Origin of the sequence: Micromonospora sp. CPCC 206061 (assembly GCF_036906915.1) — a bacterium.
Lineage (GTDB): Bacteria > Actinomycetota > Actinomycetes > Mycobacteriales > Micromonosporaceae > Phytohabitans.
In genome coordinates this window covers 20,966-38,853 of sequence record NZ_JBAKHX010000058.1, presented here as the reverse complement: position 1 = coordinate 38,853, position 17,888 = coordinate 20,966, and the positions used below count along the sequence as shown (strand labels likewise).

At 71.2% G+C, this 17,888-nt stretch carries 17 protein-coding genes; 12 read left to right on the top strand and 5 right to left on the bottom strand.

Annotation, left to right across the window (positions count from 1 at the left end):
• Positions 1–73 precede the first annotated feature (73 nt).
• Together V6V89_RS29425 and V6V89_RS29420 are read left to right on the top strand one after the other, a co-directional pair.
• Complete coding sequence (locus tag V6V89_RS29425; RefSeq protein ID WP_334622733.1) at positions 74–220, top strand: hypothetical protein; 147 nt, start codon at positions 74–76, stop codon at positions 218–220.
• 29 nt (positions 221–249) lie between these two features.
• Positions 250–1,209 carry a TIGR03557 family F420-dependent LLM class oxidoreductase gene (locus tag V6V89_RS29420; protein WP_334622732.1) on the top strand — a complete coding sequence of 320 codons (960 nt, stop codon included), beginning with the start codon at positions 250–252 and terminating at the stop codon, positions 1,207–1,209.
• Positions 1,210–1,249: 40 nt separating this feature from the next.
• Here the strand turns inward: V6V89_RS29420 and V6V89_RS29415 are convergent, their stop codons facing one another.
• Entirely contained in the window at positions 1,250–1,456 is a 207-nt protein-coding gene (locus tag V6V89_RS29415) for a hypothetical protein (RefSeq protein WP_334622731.1), read from the bottom strand.
• Between the two features lie 368 nt (positions 1,457–1,824).
• Here V6V89_RS29415 and srmL point away from each other — a divergent pair, with 368 nt between their 5' ends.
• From srmL to V6V89_RS29395, 4 genes are read left to right on the top strand one after another with little or no spacing between them, the layout of a single operon-like run.
• Complete coding sequence (gene srmL, locus V6V89_RS29410) at positions 1,825–2,892, top strand: PheS-related mystery ligase SrmL (protein ID WP_334622730.1); 1,068 nt, start codon at positions 1,825–1,827, stop codon at positions 2,890–2,892.
• Between the two features lie 39 nt (positions 2,893–2,931).
• The gene (locus V6V89_RS29405; protein ID WP_334622729.1) at positions 2,932–3,198 is read left to right on the top strand and encodes a type II toxin-antitoxin system Phd/YefM family antitoxin; all 267 of its coding nucleotides are present in this window, start codon (positions 2,932–2,934) and stop codon (positions 3,196–3,198) included.
• A complete protein-coding gene (locus V6V89_RS29400) occupies positions 3,188–3,607 on the top strand; it encodes a type II toxin-antitoxin system VapC family toxin (RefSeq protein ID WP_334622728.1) in 420 nt (139 codons plus the stop codon). Before V6V89_RS29405 ends, V6V89_RS29400 begins: the two co-directional genes overlap by 11 nt.
• A gap of 9 nt (positions 3,608–3,616) precedes the next feature.
• Entirely contained in the window at positions 3,617–4,567 is a 951-nt protein-coding gene (locus V6V89_RS29395; RefSeq protein ID WP_334622727.1) for an aldo/keto reductase, read from the top strand.
• On the opposite strand, the gene V6V89_RS29390 is transcribed toward V6V89_RS29395, so the two are convergent.
• The gene (locus V6V89_RS29390) at positions 4,561–5,880 is read right to left on the bottom strand and encodes a hypothetical protein (protein WP_334622726.1); all 1,320 of its coding nucleotides are present in this window, start codon (positions 5,878–5,880) and stop codon (positions 4,561–4,563) included. The genes V6V89_RS29395 and V6V89_RS29390 overlap by 7 nt on opposite strands.
• Positions 5,881–5,975: 95 nt before the next feature.
• Between V6V89_RS29390 and V6V89_RS29385 the strand changes: the two genes are divergently transcribed.
• A complete protein-coding gene (locus V6V89_RS29385) occupies positions 5,976–6,749 on the top strand; it encodes an MBL fold metallo-hydrolase (protein WP_334622725.1) in 774 nt (257 codons plus the stop codon).
• A gap of 247 nt (positions 6,750–6,996) precedes the next feature.
• Positions 6,997–7,545, top strand: coding sequence for a DedA family protein (locus V6V89_RS29380; RefSeq protein ID WP_334622724.1), 549 nt, complete (start codon positions 6,997–6,999; stop codon positions 7,543–7,545).
• Here V6V89_RS29380 and V6V89_RS29375 read toward each other — a convergent pair.
• Positions 7,523–9,712, bottom strand: coding sequence for an alkaline phosphatase family protein (locus tag V6V89_RS29375; RefSeq protein WP_442935242.1), 2,190 nt, complete (start codon positions 9,710–9,712; stop codon positions 7,523–7,525). The genes V6V89_RS29380 and V6V89_RS29375 overlap by 23 nt on opposite strands.
• A gap of 69 nt (positions 9,713–9,781) precedes the next feature.
• On the opposite strand from V6V89_RS29375, the gene V6V89_RS29370 reads away from it, so the two are divergent.
• The 3 genes from V6V89_RS29370 (at position 9,782) to V6V89_RS29360 (ending at position 13,330) form a co-directional block, all read left to right on the top strand.
• A complete protein-coding gene (locus V6V89_RS29370; protein ID WP_334622723.1) occupies positions 9,782–10,549 on the top strand; it encodes an exodeoxyribonuclease III in 768 nt (255 codons plus the stop codon).
• Positions 10,550–10,558: 9 nt separating this feature from the next.
• A complete protein-coding gene (locus V6V89_RS29365) occupies positions 10,559–11,491 on the top strand; it encodes a hydroxymethylglutaryl-CoA lyase (protein ID WP_334622722.1) in 933 nt (310 codons plus the stop codon).
• 84 nt (positions 11,492–11,575) lie between these two features.
• The gene (locus tag V6V89_RS29360; protein WP_334622721.1) at positions 11,576–13,330 is read left to right on the top strand and encodes a hypothetical protein; all 1,755 of its coding nucleotides are present in this window, start codon (positions 11,576–11,578) and stop codon (positions 13,328–13,330) included.
• Here V6V89_RS29360 and V6V89_RS29355 read toward each other — a convergent pair.
• Positions 13,320–14,456 (bottom strand): geranylgeranyl reductase family protein, encoded by a 1,137-nt coding sequence (locus V6V89_RS29355; RefSeq protein ID WP_334622720.1) that lies wholly within the window; start codon positions 14,454–14,456, stop codon positions 13,320–13,322. The genes V6V89_RS29360 and V6V89_RS29355 overlap by 11 nt on opposite strands.
• A 33-nt stretch (positions 14,457–14,489) precedes the next feature.
• Between V6V89_RS29355 and V6V89_RS29350 the strand changes: the two genes are divergently transcribed.
• On the top strand, positions 14,490–15,425 hold the full coding sequence (locus tag V6V89_RS29350) for a nucleoside hydrolase (protein WP_334622719.1): 936 nt from the start codon (positions 14,490–14,492) through the stop codon (positions 15,423–15,425).
• Here the strand turns inward: V6V89_RS29350 and V6V89_RS29345 are convergent.
• Positions 15,406–17,754, bottom strand: coding sequence for a HelD family protein (locus tag V6V89_RS29345; protein ID WP_442935241.1), 2,349 nt, complete (start codon positions 17,752–17,754; stop codon positions 15,406–15,408). The two genes, V6V89_RS29350 and V6V89_RS29345, sit on opposite strands and share 20 nt — an antisense overlap.
• Between the last annotated feature and the right edge of the window lie 134 nt (positions 17,755–17,888).

Sequence of the window (17,888 nt, the reverse complement as noted above, 5' to 3'; positions counted from 1 at the left end):
ACAAAACCAGGATTTTTCGGTTACGGGGGGTTACGGTCTGATTCCGGTCCTGCGGACGGGAGGAGGCAGCCCCATGGTTGACATGCTTTTCATTGCTACCGCCGGTGTGCTCATGCTCGCTGCGATCGGTGCCCTTGCCGCCTTCCAAAGCAGAGGCGAGGCGCCTCGACCCGACGTGCCCGAAAGCCCCTCCCCCGAGGAGGCCCGCACCGACGTGTAGCCCCTGGCTGCCCGGGTATGGCAACCAACATGGTTGCTGTTGGCTACACCCTGATGTGTGAGCAGGCCGGGCCGAAACAGCTCGTCGACAACGCGATACGGGCGGAACAGGCCGGGTTCGACCTCGCGGTGGTATCCGACCACTACTACCCGTGGCTCGAAAGCCAGGGCCACTCCCCGTACGCCTGGTCGGTGCTGGGCGCGGCGGCGTACGCGACGTCGCGGATCGGGCTGATGTCGTTCGTGACCTGCCCGATCCGGCGCTACCACCCCGCCGTGGTGGCGCAGAAGGCCGCGACCGTCGGGCTGCTCTCCGACGGGCGGTTCACGCTGGGCCTCGGCGCCGGCGAGAACCTCAATGAGCACGTCGTCGGCGCCTGGCCGCATGTGCAGCAGCGACACGACATGCTGGAGGAAGCGCTGCACATCATCCGGCCCCTGCTCGACGGCCAGACCCTGACGTACTCCGGCGAGTACTTCGACGTCCCCGAGGCGTACCTGTGGGACCGGCCGGAAGACGGCGTCCCGATCGCCGTCGCGGCCTCCGGGCCGTCGTCCTGCGAGCTCGCCGGAGAGTACGCCGACGGTGTGATCGCGGTCGAGCCCGACCACCGGGTGCTGGAGCTCTTCGACGAGGCGGGCGGCATCGGCAAGCCGCGCTACGGCCAGGTGGCCGTCTGCTACGGCCCCGACGAGGACGAGTGCCGCAAAATCGTGTACGACCAGTGGCGCTGGTTCGGGCTCGGCTGGAAGGTGAACGCCGAACTGCCCGGGCCGGACTCGTTCGCGAGCGCGACCCAGTTCGTGCGCCCGGAAGACGTCGTGCAGGCGGTGCCGTGCGGCCCGGACGTCGAAAAGCACGTGGCAGCGTTCCAGAAGTTCGTCGACGCCGGCTTCACCCACGTGGCACTGGTACAGGTAGGCGGCGACCGCCAACCCGACTTCCTGGACTGGGCCGAGCACGAACTGCTCCCCCGCCTGCGCGGCTGAAGCGGGGCCCCATTTTCGAGGCCCCGCTTCAGACTTGTCTCTAGCTGCGCCGGAAGGCGTACTGGCGCGGCTGGTGCGCCGCCTTGGTGTTGCCGCCCGCCTTGGTCCGGTCGGATCCACGCGGCGCGGGCTTGGCCGAGCGCCGCGCGCGCCCCTTGCTGGCGTCGTCGGCCGGCTCGAAGGCGGCGGCGAGACGCTGTTCTTCCAGCTCCGCTGGATCGACGTGTACGGAGAATTCTGCACGCATAAGAGGTGACTCCTTCCGCTGGAGGGAGTCTCGGGCGCCGGCACGCGAAAGAAGCCGCGGCCGCGACGAAGGCAGATTGACGCCCGAGACGGGACAACACACTCGGTCTCAGCAGGCGTCAGAAGATCATGCGTACACGCTAGCGCGCAGGCGGCCAGACGACCACCTTTTTATCGCGGTTGCCCTGCGCGCGCCGCACGCTAGGCTTGTCCGCGTGATGTATCGAGTAGCGCGATTTCTACGCCCCCGGCTGGCCGGTGGGCGTTCGACGCTGCTCTGACTCCTGAAGGATTCCGACGGAGCGATGCGAAACCCGCGGTCAGGGCCGGGGGTTCGTCGTATCCGCATCGAATCCGGAAGGAAACCCCATGACACCCGACGACCTTCGCGCTGCCCTGAGCCTGCGCGACCTCACTGACCCGGCCGCCGGCCAACACGCCATACAGCACGTCGTCGCCGCTATCGAGAACGCTCTGGCCCGCACCTGGGGCGTACCGGTGCGCCGCGATCCCGGACCGCGCGTCGTGCCGATCGCCGACAACTACGACCGGCTGCGGTACTCGGCCGGCGCCGTCACGCGGGACCGCCGGTACACCCGGTACGTGGACGACACGCACATGCTCCGCTCGCACACGACGGCGCGCGTCCCCGCGCTGCTGGACGCGCACGAGACGGGTGACGTGCTGCTCAGCGTTCCCGGGGTGGTGTACCGCCGGGACGCGATCGGCCACCGGCACGTCGGCGAGCCGCACCAGCTCGACCTGTGGCGGGTAAGCCGGGACGGGCCGGCGCTCACCGGCGCCGACCTGATCCACATGATCGCCACCGTGGTCGACGCCGTACTGCCCGGCCACCCGTGGCGCACGGTGCCCAACAACCATCCCTACACGCTGCACGGCCGGGAGATCTACGTTGGTGACGTGGAGATCGGCGAGTGCGGGCTGGCCCACCCCGAGGTGCTGGGGCGGGGCAGCGGGCTGGCGATGGGCCTGGGCCTCGACCGGCTGACGATGCTCGCCAAGGGCGTCGACGACATCCGGCTGCTGCGCGCCACCGACCCGCGGATCGCGTCGCAGATGCGCGACCTGTCGCCGTACCGCCCGGTGTCGTCCATGCCAGCCGTGCACCGCGACCTCTCCCTGGCGGTCGCGGCCGACCTCGACGCCGACCTGCTCGGCGACCGGGTGCGGGTCCTGCTCGGCCCGGACGCCGCCGCGGTGGAGGCGATCACCATCCGGTCGCAGACCGAATACGCCGACCTGCCAGAGTCGGCGCGACAGCGGATGGGCGTACGGCCCGGCCAGAAGAACATCCTGCTCCGCGTCGTTCTACGCGATCTGAGCCGCACCCTGACATCCGGCGAGGCGAACGCCCTGCGCGACCGCGTCTACGCCGGCCTACACGAAGGATCAGCCTACGAATGGACAACCACATAGAGCTGTAGCACCTCGTAGCACAACGGGTATGATGGCGTCATGGCTGAGCACGCGCGCGAGATCACGCAGCGGGAGCTACGCAACGAGTCAGGCGCCATAATGCGGGGGGTCGAGCGCGGCGAGTCGTACACGATCACTAGAAACGGCTCGCCGATAGCTCGCCTGATCCCGCTTCGCCGTCGCACCTTCGTGCCGCGGCACGAGGTGCTGGCCGCGTTCGCCAGCGTACCGGCGATCGACGCGGCGAACTTCCGCGACGACCTCGATGCCGCAGCCGAGCAGGACCCGTTCAGCCGTGAATGGTGAACCGGCGACGCGCGGACTGGTCGACACGAACATCGTCATCCAGTTGCATCGCCTAGACCCGGCGAGGCTGCCTGATGAGATGGTGATCAGCGCGATCACGCTCGCCGAGCTCTCGGCTGGACCACACTCCACCGACGACCCGGCAGAACGAGCCCGGCGTACCAACATCCTGCAGCACGTCGAAGCGGTCTTCGATCCGCTGCCCTTCGACGCTGAGGCAGCACGGGCATTCGGTCTGGTGTCGGCGGCGGTACTGGCAGCGGGCCGCCAACCGCGCCGACGCGTCGCCGATCTGATGATCGCGGCGGTCGCGCAGGTGCACGGGCTTCCGCTCTACACGACCAATGTGGACGATTTCGCCGGTCTCGACGGGCTGGTCGGCATCGTGGCGGTGCCGCTGCGCTCGTAGGCTCGGCGCATGGGTGATCGATTTGCGCGACGGGAACTGGGGCCGACCGGGTTGTTGGTGACGGCGGTCTGTGTGGGCGGCGGGCCGCTCGGCAGCATGCCGGACCTGTTCGGGTACCACGTGAGTGACGAGCGCGGCGTCGAAACAGCGGTCGCCGCGCTCACCGGGCCATTCAACTTCCTGGACACGTCGGCCGGGTACAGCGACGGCGAGAGTGAGCGGCGGATCGGCGAGGCGCTGCGGCAGGTGGGCGGGGTGCCGGAGGGTTTCGTGGTGGCGACGAAGGTCGACCGGGACTTCGCCACCGGCGATTTCTCCGGTGCTCAGGTGCGCCGCTCGGCCGAAGGCAGTATGACCCGGCTGGGGCTGGACCGGCTGCCGCTCGTGTACCTGCACGACCCCGAGCACATCTCCTTCGAGGAGGGCATGGCACCGGGCGGGCCAGTCGAGGCGCTGGTCGACATGCACCGGCAGGGCATGATCGAGCACCTCGGCGTGGCGGGCGGGCCGGTCGACCTGATGGCGCGGTACCTGCGTACCGGCGTCTTCGAGGCGCTCATCACCCACAACCGCTGGACGCTGGTGGACCGGTCGGCCGGTGATCTGATCGACGAGGCGGTGTCGCTGGGCGTGGGTGTCGTCAACGGTGCGCCGTTCGGCGGCGGGGTGCTCGCCAAGGGCACCGCGGTGGTCGGCAAGTACGCGTACCGGACCGCGAGCGACGAGGTGATGCGCCGCATCCGGGCGATGGAGGAGGCGTGCGCGGCGCATGGAGTACCGCTCGCCGCGGCGGCACTCCAGTTTTCGCTGCGCGACCCTCGGATCGTGTCGACCATCGTGGGCATCTCCCGCCCGGAGCGGGTCGCGGCGACGGCGAAGATGGCCACCTGGCCGATCCCCGACGAGTTGTGGGCCGAACTGGACCCACTGGCCGCACCGCGCGACCAGTGGATCTATTGACGGTCGGGTATCGACTCCAGGAACCTGTCCGGCACGTTCGTGAACGTGATGTCGCCGCCCCGCTCGTCCCACTCCTCCGGCGTCATGTGGTGCTTTCGGCCGTCCTTGACCTCGTAGATGGCCCGGTCGTCGAGGTCGCGCAGGTACACGGTTTCGCGCGGAACCTCACCGAGGTCCTTGAAGGCGCCTTTGCCGACCGGGATGAACGCCGGCTTGCCGAGCAGCGCGTACTCCACCTTGCTGAGGTGGTACCGGGCGCCGCCGATGACCAGGTGGATGGCGCCGCGGGCGGCGCGGTCGGTGTCGCGCAGGAAGAGCGGGCCATCGGGCGCGGGCCGCCTGATCGAGTCGATGAAACTGGCGGGCACGTCGGTGGCGGCGGGCTTGCCGAGGTCGCCCCACTGCTCCTCGGTGACGTGGTACTTCGCGTCGCCGAGGACGTGGAAGATCGCCCCGGACGTCCGGTGGCACAGGAAGGTGTTGTCGACCGGCGTGCCGTCGAGCGCCTCGGCGAGCCGTGCGGGCACGTCGACTGCGGACGGCCTGCCCATCGCCGCCCACTCCCTCGGCGTGAGACGGTGCTTGGCGCCACCCGCGACGATGAAGATCGACCCGTCGTCCTTGAGCCGGATCAGCGTGCCGTTTCGCAGGGTGCCGGGCATCTTGCGGAAGGTGCCGGTGGGGACGATCGTGAACTCCGGCTTCCCGAGATCCTTGTACTCCTCGGGCGTCAGGTGGAACGGCACGCCGCCCACCACGACGTAGATCGCGCCGCTCGGCTCGCGGAGCACGGCGCCCTCGGAGTGCGGGACCGACCGTCCCGGACCGTCGGCGATCTTCTTGTACCGGACCGGCCGGTACAAGGCCATCTCCTCGCTGTCGTTGCGACCGAGGTTGCCGCGGTTGGTGCGAGCCTTCGGGTTGCGCACGGTCTCGCCGAACGTGTTGAACGAGTACACGAACGCGCCCTTGCCGTGCCGCTTGGCATCCACCCAGCGCACGAACAGCTCGACGTGCCCCTGCTTCAGCAGCGCGTCGCCGGGCTTGAGGTCTTCTCGGCTGGGCAGGCGGAACGCGCCCTTCCAGGTCAACATGTCTGCGGTGGTCAGGGACTGCGGCAGGTGCCACGACATCGCGACGAGGCCCGAGCAGTCGGTGCGGTACTGCTTGCCGCCCAGGTCTGGGCGGTGCTCCTTGCTGGTCACCGACCCGTTGCGGAACCGCGTGCCGTATGTGAACCTGCGTTCCACCCAGTTCTGGGCCCGGACGAGCACCTCGGTGCGCCCGATCGGGCCCCCGATCTTCGAAGGCATGGCACCGAACGTACGCTGGCGATTTCGCTCAGTGAGTCGGATCTTGGACGCAACAACCCGAACGACGCAAGGATGACACCAGATACGGTGACGCTGTGAAGTTCAAGGTCCAGGTGACCTGGTGGGGGCACAGCACCGTCTGGGTCGAGGACTCCGGCGTACGGCTGGTGACCGACCCGGTGCTCGGTGACCGCATCGCCCACCTGCGGCGCATGCGGGGGCCGAGCCCGCGGTTCCCGGGCACGCCGGACGCGGTACTCGTGTCTCACCTGCACGCCGACCACCTTGACGTCGCGTCGCTGCGCCGCGTCGGTCCCGAGGCCGTGCTGGTCGTGCCGGACGGTGCCGGCGCGTTCGTGCGGCAGCGGCTCGGGCCGGCCTATGCCCGGCGCTGCGTCGAGCTCGCGGTCGGCGACGAGCACGCGCTGGGTGACGTGCGCATCCGGGCCGTGCCGGCAAACCACCACGGCGGTCGCGGCCCGTGGTCGCGGCACCGCGCGGCGGCCGTCGGCTACACCGTGCACGGGGCGGCGAACACCTGGTTCGCGGGCGACACCGGGCTCTTCGACGGCATGTCCGACCTCGGGCCGCTGGACATGGCGCTGGTGCCGGTCGGTGGCTGGGGGCCGACCCTGGGCGCCGGCCATCTCGACCCCTACAGCGCCGCGGAGGCGATGCGGCGGGCCGCACCGCGCGCGGCGGTGCCCATTCATTTCGGCACGTTCTGGCCCGTGGGCCTGACGAGGGTACGGCCGGACAGGTTCCACAATCCGGGGCCCGACTTCGAGCGGCTGACCGCGGTGATCGCGCCGGATACCAAGGTCACCGTGCTGGCGCCCGGCGACTCCCTGACGGTAGCCGCCCGGTGAGCGCGACTCTGCTAGTTGGCGCTCGCTCCGCTCGCGCGGGTCACGCGCCCCTTATGCCTCCCTGTAGCCACCAGTCACTCCGGTCGCTGCAATGCTGGCCCGCGCTGCGCGCGGGCGGTTCGGGCGCTGGAATCCGCCCTGTAGCCGCCAGTCGCTTCGGTCGCTTCGCTCCCTGCGCTTGGTGGCGGCTGCGGGCGGCGCGCCCTCACAGCTCCCTCCGCTTTGTGACGGCTGCGGGAGGCGGCGCATGATCAGCACGCTGATCTGGCTGGTCGCGGTGGTGACGTTCGGCGCGGTGGTGCCGATCGTGCCGACCGGTGCGGCGGTGAGCGGCGCGGCGGCGTACGCGGCGCACCAGAACCCGGTGAACGTCGTGCTGGTCATCCTCGCCGGCGCGGGCGGGGCGTACGTGGGCGACCTGGCCATGTACGCGATGTGCCGGTGGGGCGGCGAGCAGCTGGCACGGCGACTGCACTGGCTCCGCGACCCGGAACGAGTGGCGCGCATGGAGAAGCGGCTGCGCGAGCGGCAGATCTCCATGCTGCTGGTGTCGCGGCTGCTGCCCGGCGGCCGGGTGCCGGTGCTGCTTGCGGCGGCGTTGATGGGCATGAGCTGGAAGCGGTTCGCGATGGCGAACGGCCCGGCGTGCCTGCTCTGGTCGACGCTGTACGCCGCGATCGGCATCTTCGGATACGCGATCTTCCCCGAGCCGTGGCAGAGCGTCCTCGCGGCGGTCCTGCTGGTGCTGCTGATCTCGCAGACGATGTCGACGCTCAGCCGCCGACGGGGCGCGTGACCGGCTCCGGTTCCAGGTCGGCCTCCACGTCGACGTCCGGCTTTCGCAGGCCGAGCTTGTCGAGCCAGCCGACCAGCGTCGCGTACACCGCGTCCGGCCCCACGAGCGGGTCGGTGCCGAGGTGCCAGCCGGACGGATACAGCAGCACCGCCTCGGTCTGCCAGCCGCCCAACCCCCCGTGGCTGCCGACCAGCTCCTCGAACGCCGCCACCTCGTCGACGCCCCGCTCGACGACGCTGAGCAGTACCAGGTCGCCCACGTGCGCCATCTCCTGGTGGCGCAGCAGGTCCGCACGGGCCTGCGGCCCGTACGGCACGAGCGGATCGTCGCCCTCGACCACGCCGTCGCGCAGCCGGTGGCTGCCGCGCCCGCCGATCGCGACCGGCCCGTCCTCGTCGTCGACGACGACGAGGCCGATGCCCGGGTGCGCGACCAGGCCGTCCAACAGCAGCGGGTACGCGGCCGCGATCTCCGCGCGCTTCAGGCGGCCTGGGTACCGGGTGAGGTAGACCATGCCCAGGTTGCCGGACGCGATCACCACGGTGGCCGGGTCGCGCTCCTCGATGCGGCGCGCCTCCTCGTTCGCCGGGCCGAGCGTGACCTCGCCGTCGGTGGTGTGCCGGCGCATGGCGGCACGGGTCGCGGCGGCCGTCGGTCCGCGCCGGGCGACCGCCTCGGTGAGGAGGGCGTTGACCCGGCCCCACTCCTCGGCGGTGCCGCTGGCGCCCGCGACCGCCCGGCCGTCGCCGACGGCCTCTTCGGCGAGCCGGGTCACCACCTCTTCCAACGACTCGTCGAACCGTTGCCGGAACGTCGCACCCTGGCTCTGCCCGTGGTCGGAGAGCACCACGAGGTGGTACCGGCGGGCCGCCTCGACCGACAGCCGCTCCAGGATGCCGAGCACCTGGTCGAGCGCCTCCAGCGCCTTCAGCGACTCCGGACGGGCCGGACCGGCGTGGTGTGCCACCTCGTCGTAGTCGACGAAGTCGCAGAAGATCACCGGCGCGCCCCGGGCCATCTGCTCGGCGATCAGCGAGACGTTGAGGTCGCGCAGCAGCGTGGTCGCCGGCCGCAGCGCCAGGAACGCGCCGCCCCGGCTCACCCGCGGGCGCACGTCGCGCAGGCGCTGCACGCGAGCCTGGTGCAGCTCGCGGATCAGCTCACCGACACCGAGCACGATCGCCCGGGTGAAGCCGTACGGGCTGGTCATGAACGCGGCGTACCCGCGCGCCGAGCGGCCCGGCAGCGAGGCGTGACTCACCGTGAGCAGGCATTCGGCGGCGTCACCGGAGAAGACGTTGCTGATGCTGACGCCGCCGTCGCGCAGCAGCCCGCGGCCGCTGGCCAGCCGCCTCTCGACCTCGGCGGCGTCGCGTGGCCGGCTGGTCACCACGAGGCGCCGGCTGTCCTTCTCGTACCAGCGGAACGCCGGCACCTGGCCGGTGTCGCCGTACAGGATGCCGGCCTGGGCGGCGGGTGTGGTGGCGGGCATGCCGGTGTGCCAGGCGGTGAGTCGGTGACTGCGGGTGCGCAGCCACCGGCCGACGTGCGGCAGGTTGCCGGCGCGCACCGCCCACCGCATCAGCGGCGCGGGCACCCCGTCGAGCTGGATGATCAGCAGTCCCTCGGGGCACGGGTCGGGCAGCGCCCGGCCGTTGCGCTCCTCGATGCGGCGCACCCGGCTCATCAGTCGCACCGTCTCGGAGACGAACGCGTCGTCGGTGCCCGCGTCGGCGAACCAGTTGACGAGGGCGGCCAGCGCGACCGCGACCCAGGAGGCTCCGAACACCACCGGCAGGTTGGCCACGTGCGTTTCCGGCGCGAGCGACAGCGCGATGTACAAGACGATGACCTGCACAAATGCACCCAGTACGAGCGCACCGAACCCGCCGAGCACCGTCGCCAGGGCCAGCAGCAGCGGCCGCAGCAGCGCGCCGACCGCCGCGACGGTCACCACCATGCCGAGCAGCCCGACCAGGCCGCGGGCGTTGACGCCTGGCATCAGCCAGAACGTGCCGGCCAGGACGATGAACGAGGTCACCGCGGTGCGCACCAGCGAACGGACCCGCCGAAACGTGGGCCGCCAGCCGCGCAGCGCCCGCAACCCCACCCGCACCCGACCGGGACGGGCGGCGGTCGCTTCCGGCTGCTGCTTCACGACGGCCACCTGCAAACGATGGCACAGGCCGTCACGCGGCGACCGAGGGACACCCGGCCGGGACAGTAGAGTCGGTGCATGAGGTTGGCCACCTGGAACGTCAACTCGGTCCGGAGCCGCCTGCCCCGGCTGGTCCCGTGGCTGGCCGACGTCAGCCCCGACGTCGTCTGCCTCCAAGAGACGAAGATCTCGGACGACGGGTTCCCCGCCGCCGAGGTCGGCGAGCTCGGGTACGCCGTCGCGACGCACGGCGACGGCCGGTGGAACGGCGTCGCACTACTGTCCAAGGTCGGGATCGACGACGTGGTGCGCGGGTTCCCCGCCGAGCCCGGCTTCCCCGACCCGGAGACGCGGGCCATCTCGGCCACCTGCGCCGGCGTGCGTGTCTGGTCGGTGTACGTGCCGAACGGTCGGACGCCCGATTCGCCGCACTACGCGTACAAGCTGAAATGGCTGGCGGCGCTCCGCGACGCCCTGGTGACCGACCTGGCCGCGGGGCGACCAACGCTGGTCTGTGGTGATTTCAACGTGGCGCCGACCGACGCCGACGTGTGGGATCCGACCGTGTTCATCGGGTCCACGCACGTGACCGCGCCGGAGCGCGACGCGCTCGCGCGCATCCTGGAGGCCGGCTTCAGCGACGTGGTCCCGCGCCCGATGAAGGGCCCGTTCCCGTTCACCTACTGGGACTACCGCGCCGGCATGTTCCATCAGAACAAGGGGATGCGGATCGACCTGGTGTACGCGAGCGCCGGCGTGACGGTGGATTCGGCGTACATCGACCGGGAAGCCCGCAAGGGCAAGGGTCCGTCCGACCACGCGCCGATCGTCGTCGACCTGGCGTAGGTTGGGCTGGTGTTGAGCCCGCAGCGGGTGCCCATGCCCGGCTTGCCGCCGTCGGTGACGATCTGGGAGGTCGGGCCGCGTGACGGCCTCCAAAACGAGCCGGCCGTGGTGCCACTCGACGTCAAGCTGGAGTTCCTGGAGCGGCTCGCCGCCGCCGGCCTGACGGTGGTCGAGGCGACCAGCTTCGTCCACCCCAAGTGGGTGCCGCAGCTTGCCGACGCCGACGAGCTGATCTCCCGGCTCAGCCCGGCGCCCGGCGTGCGGTACCCCGTGCTGGTGCCCAACGAGCGCGGGCTCGACCGGGCGCTCGCGCTCGGTGTGCGCGAGATCGCGATCTTCGGCAGCGCGACGGAGACGTTCGCCAAGCGCAACCTGAACACGACCGTCGACGGGTCGCTGGCGATGTTCGAGCCGGTGGTACGGCGTGCGCGCGACACCGGGTTGTGGGTGCGCGGGTACCTGTCGATGTGTTTCGGCGACCCGTGGGAGGGTGAGGTGCCGATCCCGCAGGTCGTGTCGGTGGCGCGCCGGCTGCTCGACCTGGGCTGCGACCAGCTCTCATTGGGCGACACGATCGGCGTGGGCACACCTGGGCACGTCAGCGCGCTCATCACCGCTCTCGGGTCGGCCGGCGTCCCCGCCGACCGCCTCGCCGTCCACTTCCACGACACCTACGGCCAGGCCCTGGCGAACACGCTCGCGGCGCTCCAGGCCGGCGTCACGACCGTCGACTCGTCGGCGGGCGGGTTGGGCGGCTGCCCGTACGCCAAGAGCGCCACCGGCAACCTGGCGACCGAAGACCTGGTCTGGCAGCTGAACGGCCTGGGCATCCAGACGGGGGTCGACCTGGCCTCGCTGGCACGCACCAGCGTCTGGATGGCCGACCAACTCGGCCGCCCCAGCCCGTCCGCCGTGGTCCGCGCCCTCGCATCCGAGCTCTGACGGCACGCACGATACATCCGATGTCTGCGCCACGCACGGGGCCGGAGCGACATTTGAGCCCCCGGTACGGCACTATCGACGGTTGTGGAAAGCAGCACCGCGGCCGTCGACGACGAGCCGACCCAGGACGACCCGCCCGCCCCCCAGCGCCGGCCCGCCGTCTGGCGCGTGCTCACGCACGAGCGGACTCTCGCGGTCCTCGGCGGGCTGTTCCTCGCGGCCCTGCTGACCTGGCCCACGCTGCGCCACCCGGCGACCACCATCCCGGGCGACATCGGCGACCCGACCCTTCAGGCGTGGCAGATCGCGTGGGGCGGCCACGCGCTGCTCACCGACCCGCTGCACCTCTGGGACTCCAACACGTTCTACCCGGAGCCCTACAGCTACGTGTACTCGGACACCCTGCTCGGGTACGCCCCCGCGGGGTGGTTCGGCTCGGGGGTCGAGGCGGCGATCGTCCGCTACAACATCATGTACGTGCTGCTGTACGCGCTCGCGTTCATCGGCGCGTACGCGCTCGTGCGCCAGCTCGGCGCTGGCCGGCTCGCCGCCACGGTGGCCGGCCTGGCCTGGGGTTTCTCCCCGTGGCGGCTCGCGCACGGCGGCCACATGAACATCCTTTCCACCGGCGGCATCGCCCTGTCGCTCGCCATGCTGGCGCGCGGTCACGGGTGGTCGCTCACGCACGGATACCAGCCCGAGAAGCGCCGCCCCGGCTGGGTGCTCGCCGGCTGGGTGGTCGGCGCGTGGCAGATCAGCCTCGGCTTCGGCATCGGCCTGCCGTTCGCGTACTTCCTGATGGGTGCCGGCGTGGCAGCGGCCGCCGGGTACGGGTGGTCGTGGTGGCGGCGCAAGCGGCGGCCCGAGTTCGGCGGCAGGCTCCTCGCGGCCAACGTGCTGGGTGGGCTCATCTTCGGTGGCCTGTCGGTGTGGCTGGCCATGGCGTACTTCAAGGTGGTCGACCTCAACCCCCAGGCCCGGCGGGGTCTGGAGTGGACGGAGCTGTTCTCCCCACCGCTCAAGGGCTTCTTCACCGCGCCGTGGGAGTCGTGGTTCTGGGGTGACCGGCACGCCGTGGCCCGCGAGCAGCTCGGCTGGGCGGCCGAGATGGCGCTGCTGCCCGGCGTCACGCTCATCATGCTGGCGGCGGCCGGACTGTTCTTCTCGGTGTTCAAGGTGCGGCACCGGGTCCTGCTGGCGGTGGGCGTGGTCGGCACCGTGCTGCTCGGCCTCGGGTCCACATTGGGCGGTGACGGCGACCCGGGTTACCTGACGCTGTCGAAGCACCTGCCGGGCTGGGACGCGCTGCGCACGCCCGGACGGTTGATGATCTGGACGAGCCTGCTGCTCGCGATCCTCGCGGCCGGCGCGCTGACCGCCGCGGCGAAGGCGACGAAAAACACCATCCTCCGGGCCGCGCTCGTGATCCCGCTCGCGCTCGTCTTCGTGGAGAGCGTCAACCGCACGCCCCACCCCGAGGTCCCCAAGGCCCCGGCCGCGTTCCAGGCCGCGGCGAAGACCGGTGACCCCATCCTGGTGCTGCCCAGCGACGGCCTGCTCGAACTCAACATCATGCTGTGGTCCACCGACGGCTTCCCGCAGGTCGCGAACGGTCTGGCCGGCTTCCAGCCCACCAGCCAGGGGCAGATCCGCGCGGCGACGTACGCCTTCCCCGACGCCACCAGCGTCGCGTACCTGCGCGGCATCGGCATCCGCTCGGTGGTCGTACTGCCGCAGAACATCGTCGGCACACCGTGGGACGGCGCACAGAGCCGGCCGGTGGACGGGCTCGGCATCACCCGCGAGGAGATCGACGGCGCCCTGCTCTTCAAGCTCTAGGAGCGCCGCCGCGGCCTGCGAGGGCGCGCACCGCCGCACCGATCGCGGGTTTGCCCAGGGCGCCCGCGAAGCTCGCCTCGCCGAGGCAGAACCGCGCGAACATGCGCCAGCCCGGCGGGGTGGCGAGCAGCGCGTGGAAGACGGTCGGGCGGCGGGTGAACGCGGCCAGCAACTCCCGACCGGCGCGCATCTCCGGCCCCAGCGTCGACACCACAGCGGACTCGTACCCCGCCTGGTCACCCGCGGCCGCGGCGGCACCGGCGAGCGCGCCCGACCGCAACGCGAAGCTGATGCCCTCGCGTGTCCACGGTTCCAGAAGCCCCGCCGCGTCGCCGGCCACCACCACGCGTCCCCGGTGCAGTGGTGAATCCGACGCGCGGCACCGGGTCAGGTGGCCGGAGTCCTGGACCGGTTCGATTCCCGAAAGGCCGAGCCGCCCGACGAACCGCCGCAGGTACCGCTTGGTCTCCTCGCCCCGGCCACGCTCGGCGATCACCCCGACCGTGAGCCGGTCGCCCTTGGGAAAGACCCAACCGTACGAGCCGGGCACCGGCCCCCAGTCCAGGAGCATCCGCCCGGCCCACGCCTCGGCGCGCGCGCCGGACACCGGCAGCTCCACCTCCAGGCCGAGATCGACCTGGGCGTATCGCACGCCGACGTACCGGCTGGTGACGCCCGAGGACCCGTCGGATCCAACCACGGCGCGGGCCAGTGTCCGCGTACCGTTGCCATGTCGGACCTCGACGGCGTCGCCGCTTTCCGACAGGCCGCGGACCGTGACGTTCTCGCGCACCTCGGCCCCGGCGGAGAGGGCGGCGTCGCGCAGCGCGCGATCGAACGCGTCGCGCCGCACCATCGCGACCAGCGGCCCGCCCGGGTGCCGGCGGGTGAACGCCCGCCGCCCGTCCTGAGTGAACGTGGCCCTGTCGACGCGGTCGTCAGCCGGCACCGTGATGCGGTCGCCGAGGGCGGCTAGCGACGCGCCGATCAGCCCGCCGCCGCACGTCTTGTAGCGCGGATGCGCGGCCTTCTCCAGCACGACCGTGCGCGCGCCCGCGCGTGCGGCGGCGTACGCCGCGGACAGTCCGGCCGGTCCCCCGCCCACGACGGCCACATCCCACAGCACTGGTGCAGCTTAGATGGCGGCAAAATCACGGTCATGGCGATACCTCTGATCCTCGACTGCGACCCTGGACACGACGACGCCCTCGCGATCATGCTCGCCGCGGCTGACCCACGACTCAAGCTGCTGGCGATAACGACGGTGGCGGGCAACCAGACGCTGGAAAAGACCACCCTCAACGCCCGCCGCGTCTGCACGATCGCCGGCATCACGGATGTGCCGGTGGCCGCCGGCTACGACCGGCCGCTCGTGGGCGAGCTGACCGTCGGTGAGTACATCCACGGCGCGAGCGGGCTGGACGGGCCGACGTTCGGCGAGCCGACCGTGCCGCTCGCCGAGGAGCACGCGGTGGATCTGATGCGGCGGCTGCTGCTCGCGCACCCGGAGCCGGTGACGCTCGTGCCGCTCGGCCCGCTGACCAATATCGCGGTCCTGCTACGCGATCATCCTGAGGTCCGCCCACAGATCCGAGAGATCGTACTGATGGGCGGCTCAACGGAGCGCGGCAACATCACGCCCTACGGCGAGTTCAACGTGGCGACCGACCCGGAGGCGGCCGACCTGGTGCTGCGCTCGGGCCTGACGGTCACGATGTGTGGGCTCAACGTGACGCATCAGGCCGGCGTGACGCCGGAGGTGATCGCCCGGCTGCGCGCGATCGGCACCGACCTCGCGGACGCGTGCGTCGACCTGCTGACGTTCTTCGGGAGCACGTACGAGCAGGTGTTCGGGCTCGCCGACCCGCCGCTGCACGACCCGGTGGCGGTCGCGCGGGTGATCGACCCGAGCCTGGTGGAGTGCGTGCGCGTGCCGGTCGCCGTGGAGCTGACCGGCACGCACACCCGCGGCGCCACCGTGGTCGACCTGCACGGCAAGACCGGCGCGCCGCCGAACGCGCTGGTGGCGATGCGCCTCGACACCCCGCGCTTCTGGGACCTGATGGTCGAGGCGGTTACGAAGCTGTCAGCGTGACGGTGCCGAGTTGTTGCGTGGCGCGGGTGAGGGCGACGTAGAGGTCGCTCTTGCCGCGCCGCGACTCGGCGACGATCCGGTCGGGTTCGACGACGATCACGTGGTCGAACTCCAACCCCTTCGCCTGCTTGACCGTCAGCAGCACGACCCGGCTCTCCAGGTCGGGGTCGTCGCCGAGAACCGCCTCGGGCACCGCCCGGCCGGCGCCGAAGAGCAGCCCGATGGGGACGATCACGCCGAGCCGGCCATCCCCCATGGCCTCCGCCTCGGCGCGCACGATCTCGCCCAACTCGGTCAGGTCGGCGGTGCGCTCCCACGGCCGCACTCCGGACTCCCGCACCGAACGCGGCGGCTCCAGCGTGGGGTCGATCTCGGCCAGCACCTCGCCGGCAACGGCCATGATCTCGGCGGGCGTGCGGTAGTTGACTGTCAACTCAGCCAGCCGCCACCGGTCCCCCACGTACGGCTCCAGCACCGGCGCCCACGACGACGTGCCGGACAGGTCGCCGGTCTGCGCCACGTCGCCGACCAGCGTCATCGAGCGGCTCGGGCAGCGCCGCATCAGCAGCCGCCACGTCATCGGCGACAGCTCCTGCGCCTCGTCGACGATGACGTGCCCGAACGCCCACTTGCGGTCGGCCGCCGCGCGCTGCGCGGCGGTGCGCCGCTCGCTGGCCTCGTGCCGCTCGGCCAGCCGCTCCGGGTCGATCAGGTCGGTGGCGGCCAGGAGTTCCGGTTCAGCCTCGTCTTCGACGTCGATCGACCGGGAACCCAGCGCGATCTCCAGGGCGCCGGCCGCGTACGCGACCTCCAGCCTGCGGAGGCGTTCGGCGGCCGCCGCGGCGCTGGCCTCGTCTTCGCCCAGCAGCTCCGCGGCCTCGTCAAGCAGCGGTACGTCGGCTGGCGTGAAGCCACCCCGTGGCTCGCGACGCAGCATCTCCTTCTCAGCCTCGCGCAGCTGCGGCGCCGCGGTCTTGAGGCGGTCTTCGGAGGCGAAGAGGCCGGCCACGAGCTGCTCGGGTGTGAGGACCGGCCAGAGCCAGTCGAGCGTGCCCAGCAGCTCGGGCTCCTTGCGCAGCTCGCGGCGGATCTCGGCCAGGTCGGCCTCGTCCAGGTACTGCTCGTCACCGGTCGCGTCGTCGCCGCCAAGCGCGTCGTGCGCGTACGGGTCGAAGCCGATCTTGTCAGCGATCTGCTGTGCCATGGCGTGCACGATCTCGGTGTCGAAGAGCTGGCGGGCCAGGTTGTGCTGTTTGCCGGTGCGCCGGATCCGGTCGCGCGCCTTGCGCACCGTCTCCGGGTCAAGCATCAGCGTCTCGCCGCCGATGATCCTGATTGGCAGCGGCTCGTCGGGCACGCGCTGCCGGTCGCGTACCGCCGCCGCCAGCACCTCGGCCATCACGGTGCGGCCCTTGATCTCGGCCACCTCGACGGGCTCGGTGCGCCGGGCGCTGACGCCCGGGTACAGGTCGCCGACGGTGCGCAGGAGCACGCCGGTCTCGGCCAGCGACGGCAGGACCTGCGAGATGTACTTCAGGAACGTCTGGTTGGGGCCGACGATCAGCACCGCGCGGGTGGAGAGCTCGCGGCGGTGCGTGTAGAGCAGGTACGCCGCGCGGTGCAGCGCCACGGCGGTCTTGCCGGTGCCCGGGCCGCCCTGCACGACCTGCACGCCGTCGAGCGGCGCGCGGATCACGTGGTCCTGCTCGGCCTGGATGGTGGCGACGATGTCGCGCATCCGCCCGGTGCGGCTGGCGGTGAGGGCCGACAGCAGCGCGGCCTCGCCGGTCAGGTCCTCGTGCGCACTGTCACGGGCGGCCTCGATGTCGAGTACCTCGTCGTGCAGCCCGACGACCTCGCGCAGCCGGGTGCGGATGTTGCGGCGCCGCCGTACCCCGTCCGGCGAGGCGGCTGTCGCGAGGTAGAACGGCCGGGCGGCGGGTGCCCGCCAGTCGACGAGCAGCGAACGGTAGTCAGCCGAGTCGTCGAAGAGCCCGATCCGCCCGATGTAACGCGGCTCTGCCTCGTCGTGGAAATCGAGACGGCCGAAGCAGAGCCCGTTCTCGACCGCGCTGAACTGGGAGACCTGCTCGGTGTACAGGGTGACGCCGCTCTCCCGCTCCGAACGGGCCTGCGGGGTGCCGCCCGTCTGCCGCAGGAGCGTGGCGAGCCGGTTGGCAGCCTTTTCCCGCATCTCGTCGAGGCGGTCGTAAAGCCGGGAGACGTACTTCTGCTCGTTGGTAATGTCGGCAGAGTTGCTTGACAACGCTCCCCCAAGTGTGTCTATACTGCTCGGGCACGGCAGCCGCTTTAGGCTGCCTTTTTTCATCTAGGCGACGGTCCAGCGTAGCGCATTTTCGCCTCCTTGTGGGGGCACATGATTTTCGTCGCAACGATCGGCGAGCGCGCCCTCGCTCATGAGCGAGGGCGCGCTCGCCTCCCGGGCCGGCGTCGCGCCACTTC

Excerpts from the sequence above, each read along its gene's own strand:
- V6V89_RS29415 (WP_334622731.1), bottom strand. The coding sequence starts at position 1,456 with ATGCGTGCAGAATTCTCCGTACACGTCGATCCAGCGGAGCTGGAAGAA.
- V6V89_RS29425 (WP_334622733.1), top strand. The coding sequence starts at position 74 with ATGGTTGACATGCTTTTCATTGCTACCGCCGGTGTGCTCATGCTCGCT.
- srmL (WP_334622730.1), top strand. The coding sequence starts at position 1,825 with ATGACACCCGACGACCTTCGCGCTGCCCTGAGCCTGCGCGACCTCACT.
- V6V89_RS29345 (WP_442935241.1), bottom strand. The coding sequence starts at position 17,754 with ATGAAAAAAGGCAGCCTAAAGCGGCTGCCGTGCCCGAGCAGTATAGAC.
- V6V89_RS29395 (WP_334622727.1), top strand. The coding sequence starts at position 3,617 with ATGGGTGATCGATTTGCGCGACGGGAACTGGGGCCGACCGGGTTGTTG.
- V6V89_RS29350 (WP_334622719.1), top strand. The coding sequence starts at position 14,490 with ATGGCGATACCTCTGATCCTCGACTGCGACCCTGGACACGACGACGCC.
- V6V89_RS29405 (WP_334622729.1), top strand. The coding sequence starts at position 2,932 with ATGGCTGAGCACGCGCGCGAGATCACGCAGCGGGAGCTACGCAACGAG.
- V6V89_RS29380 (WP_334622724.1), top strand. The coding sequence starts at position 6,997 with ATGATCAGCACGCTGATCTGGCTGGTCGCGGTGGTGACGTTCGGCGCG.
- V6V89_RS29390 (WP_334622726.1), bottom strand. The coding sequence starts at position 5,880 with ATGCCTTCGAAGATCGGGGGCCCGATCGGGCGCACCGAGGTGCTCGTC.
- V6V89_RS29420 (WP_334622732.1), top strand. The coding sequence starts at position 250 with ATGGTTGCTGTTGGCTACACCCTGATGTGTGAGCAGGCCGGGCCGAAA.
- V6V89_RS29370 (WP_334622723.1), top strand. The coding sequence starts at position 9,782 with ATGAGGTTGGCCACCTGGAACGTCAACTCGGTCCGGAGCCGCCTGCCC.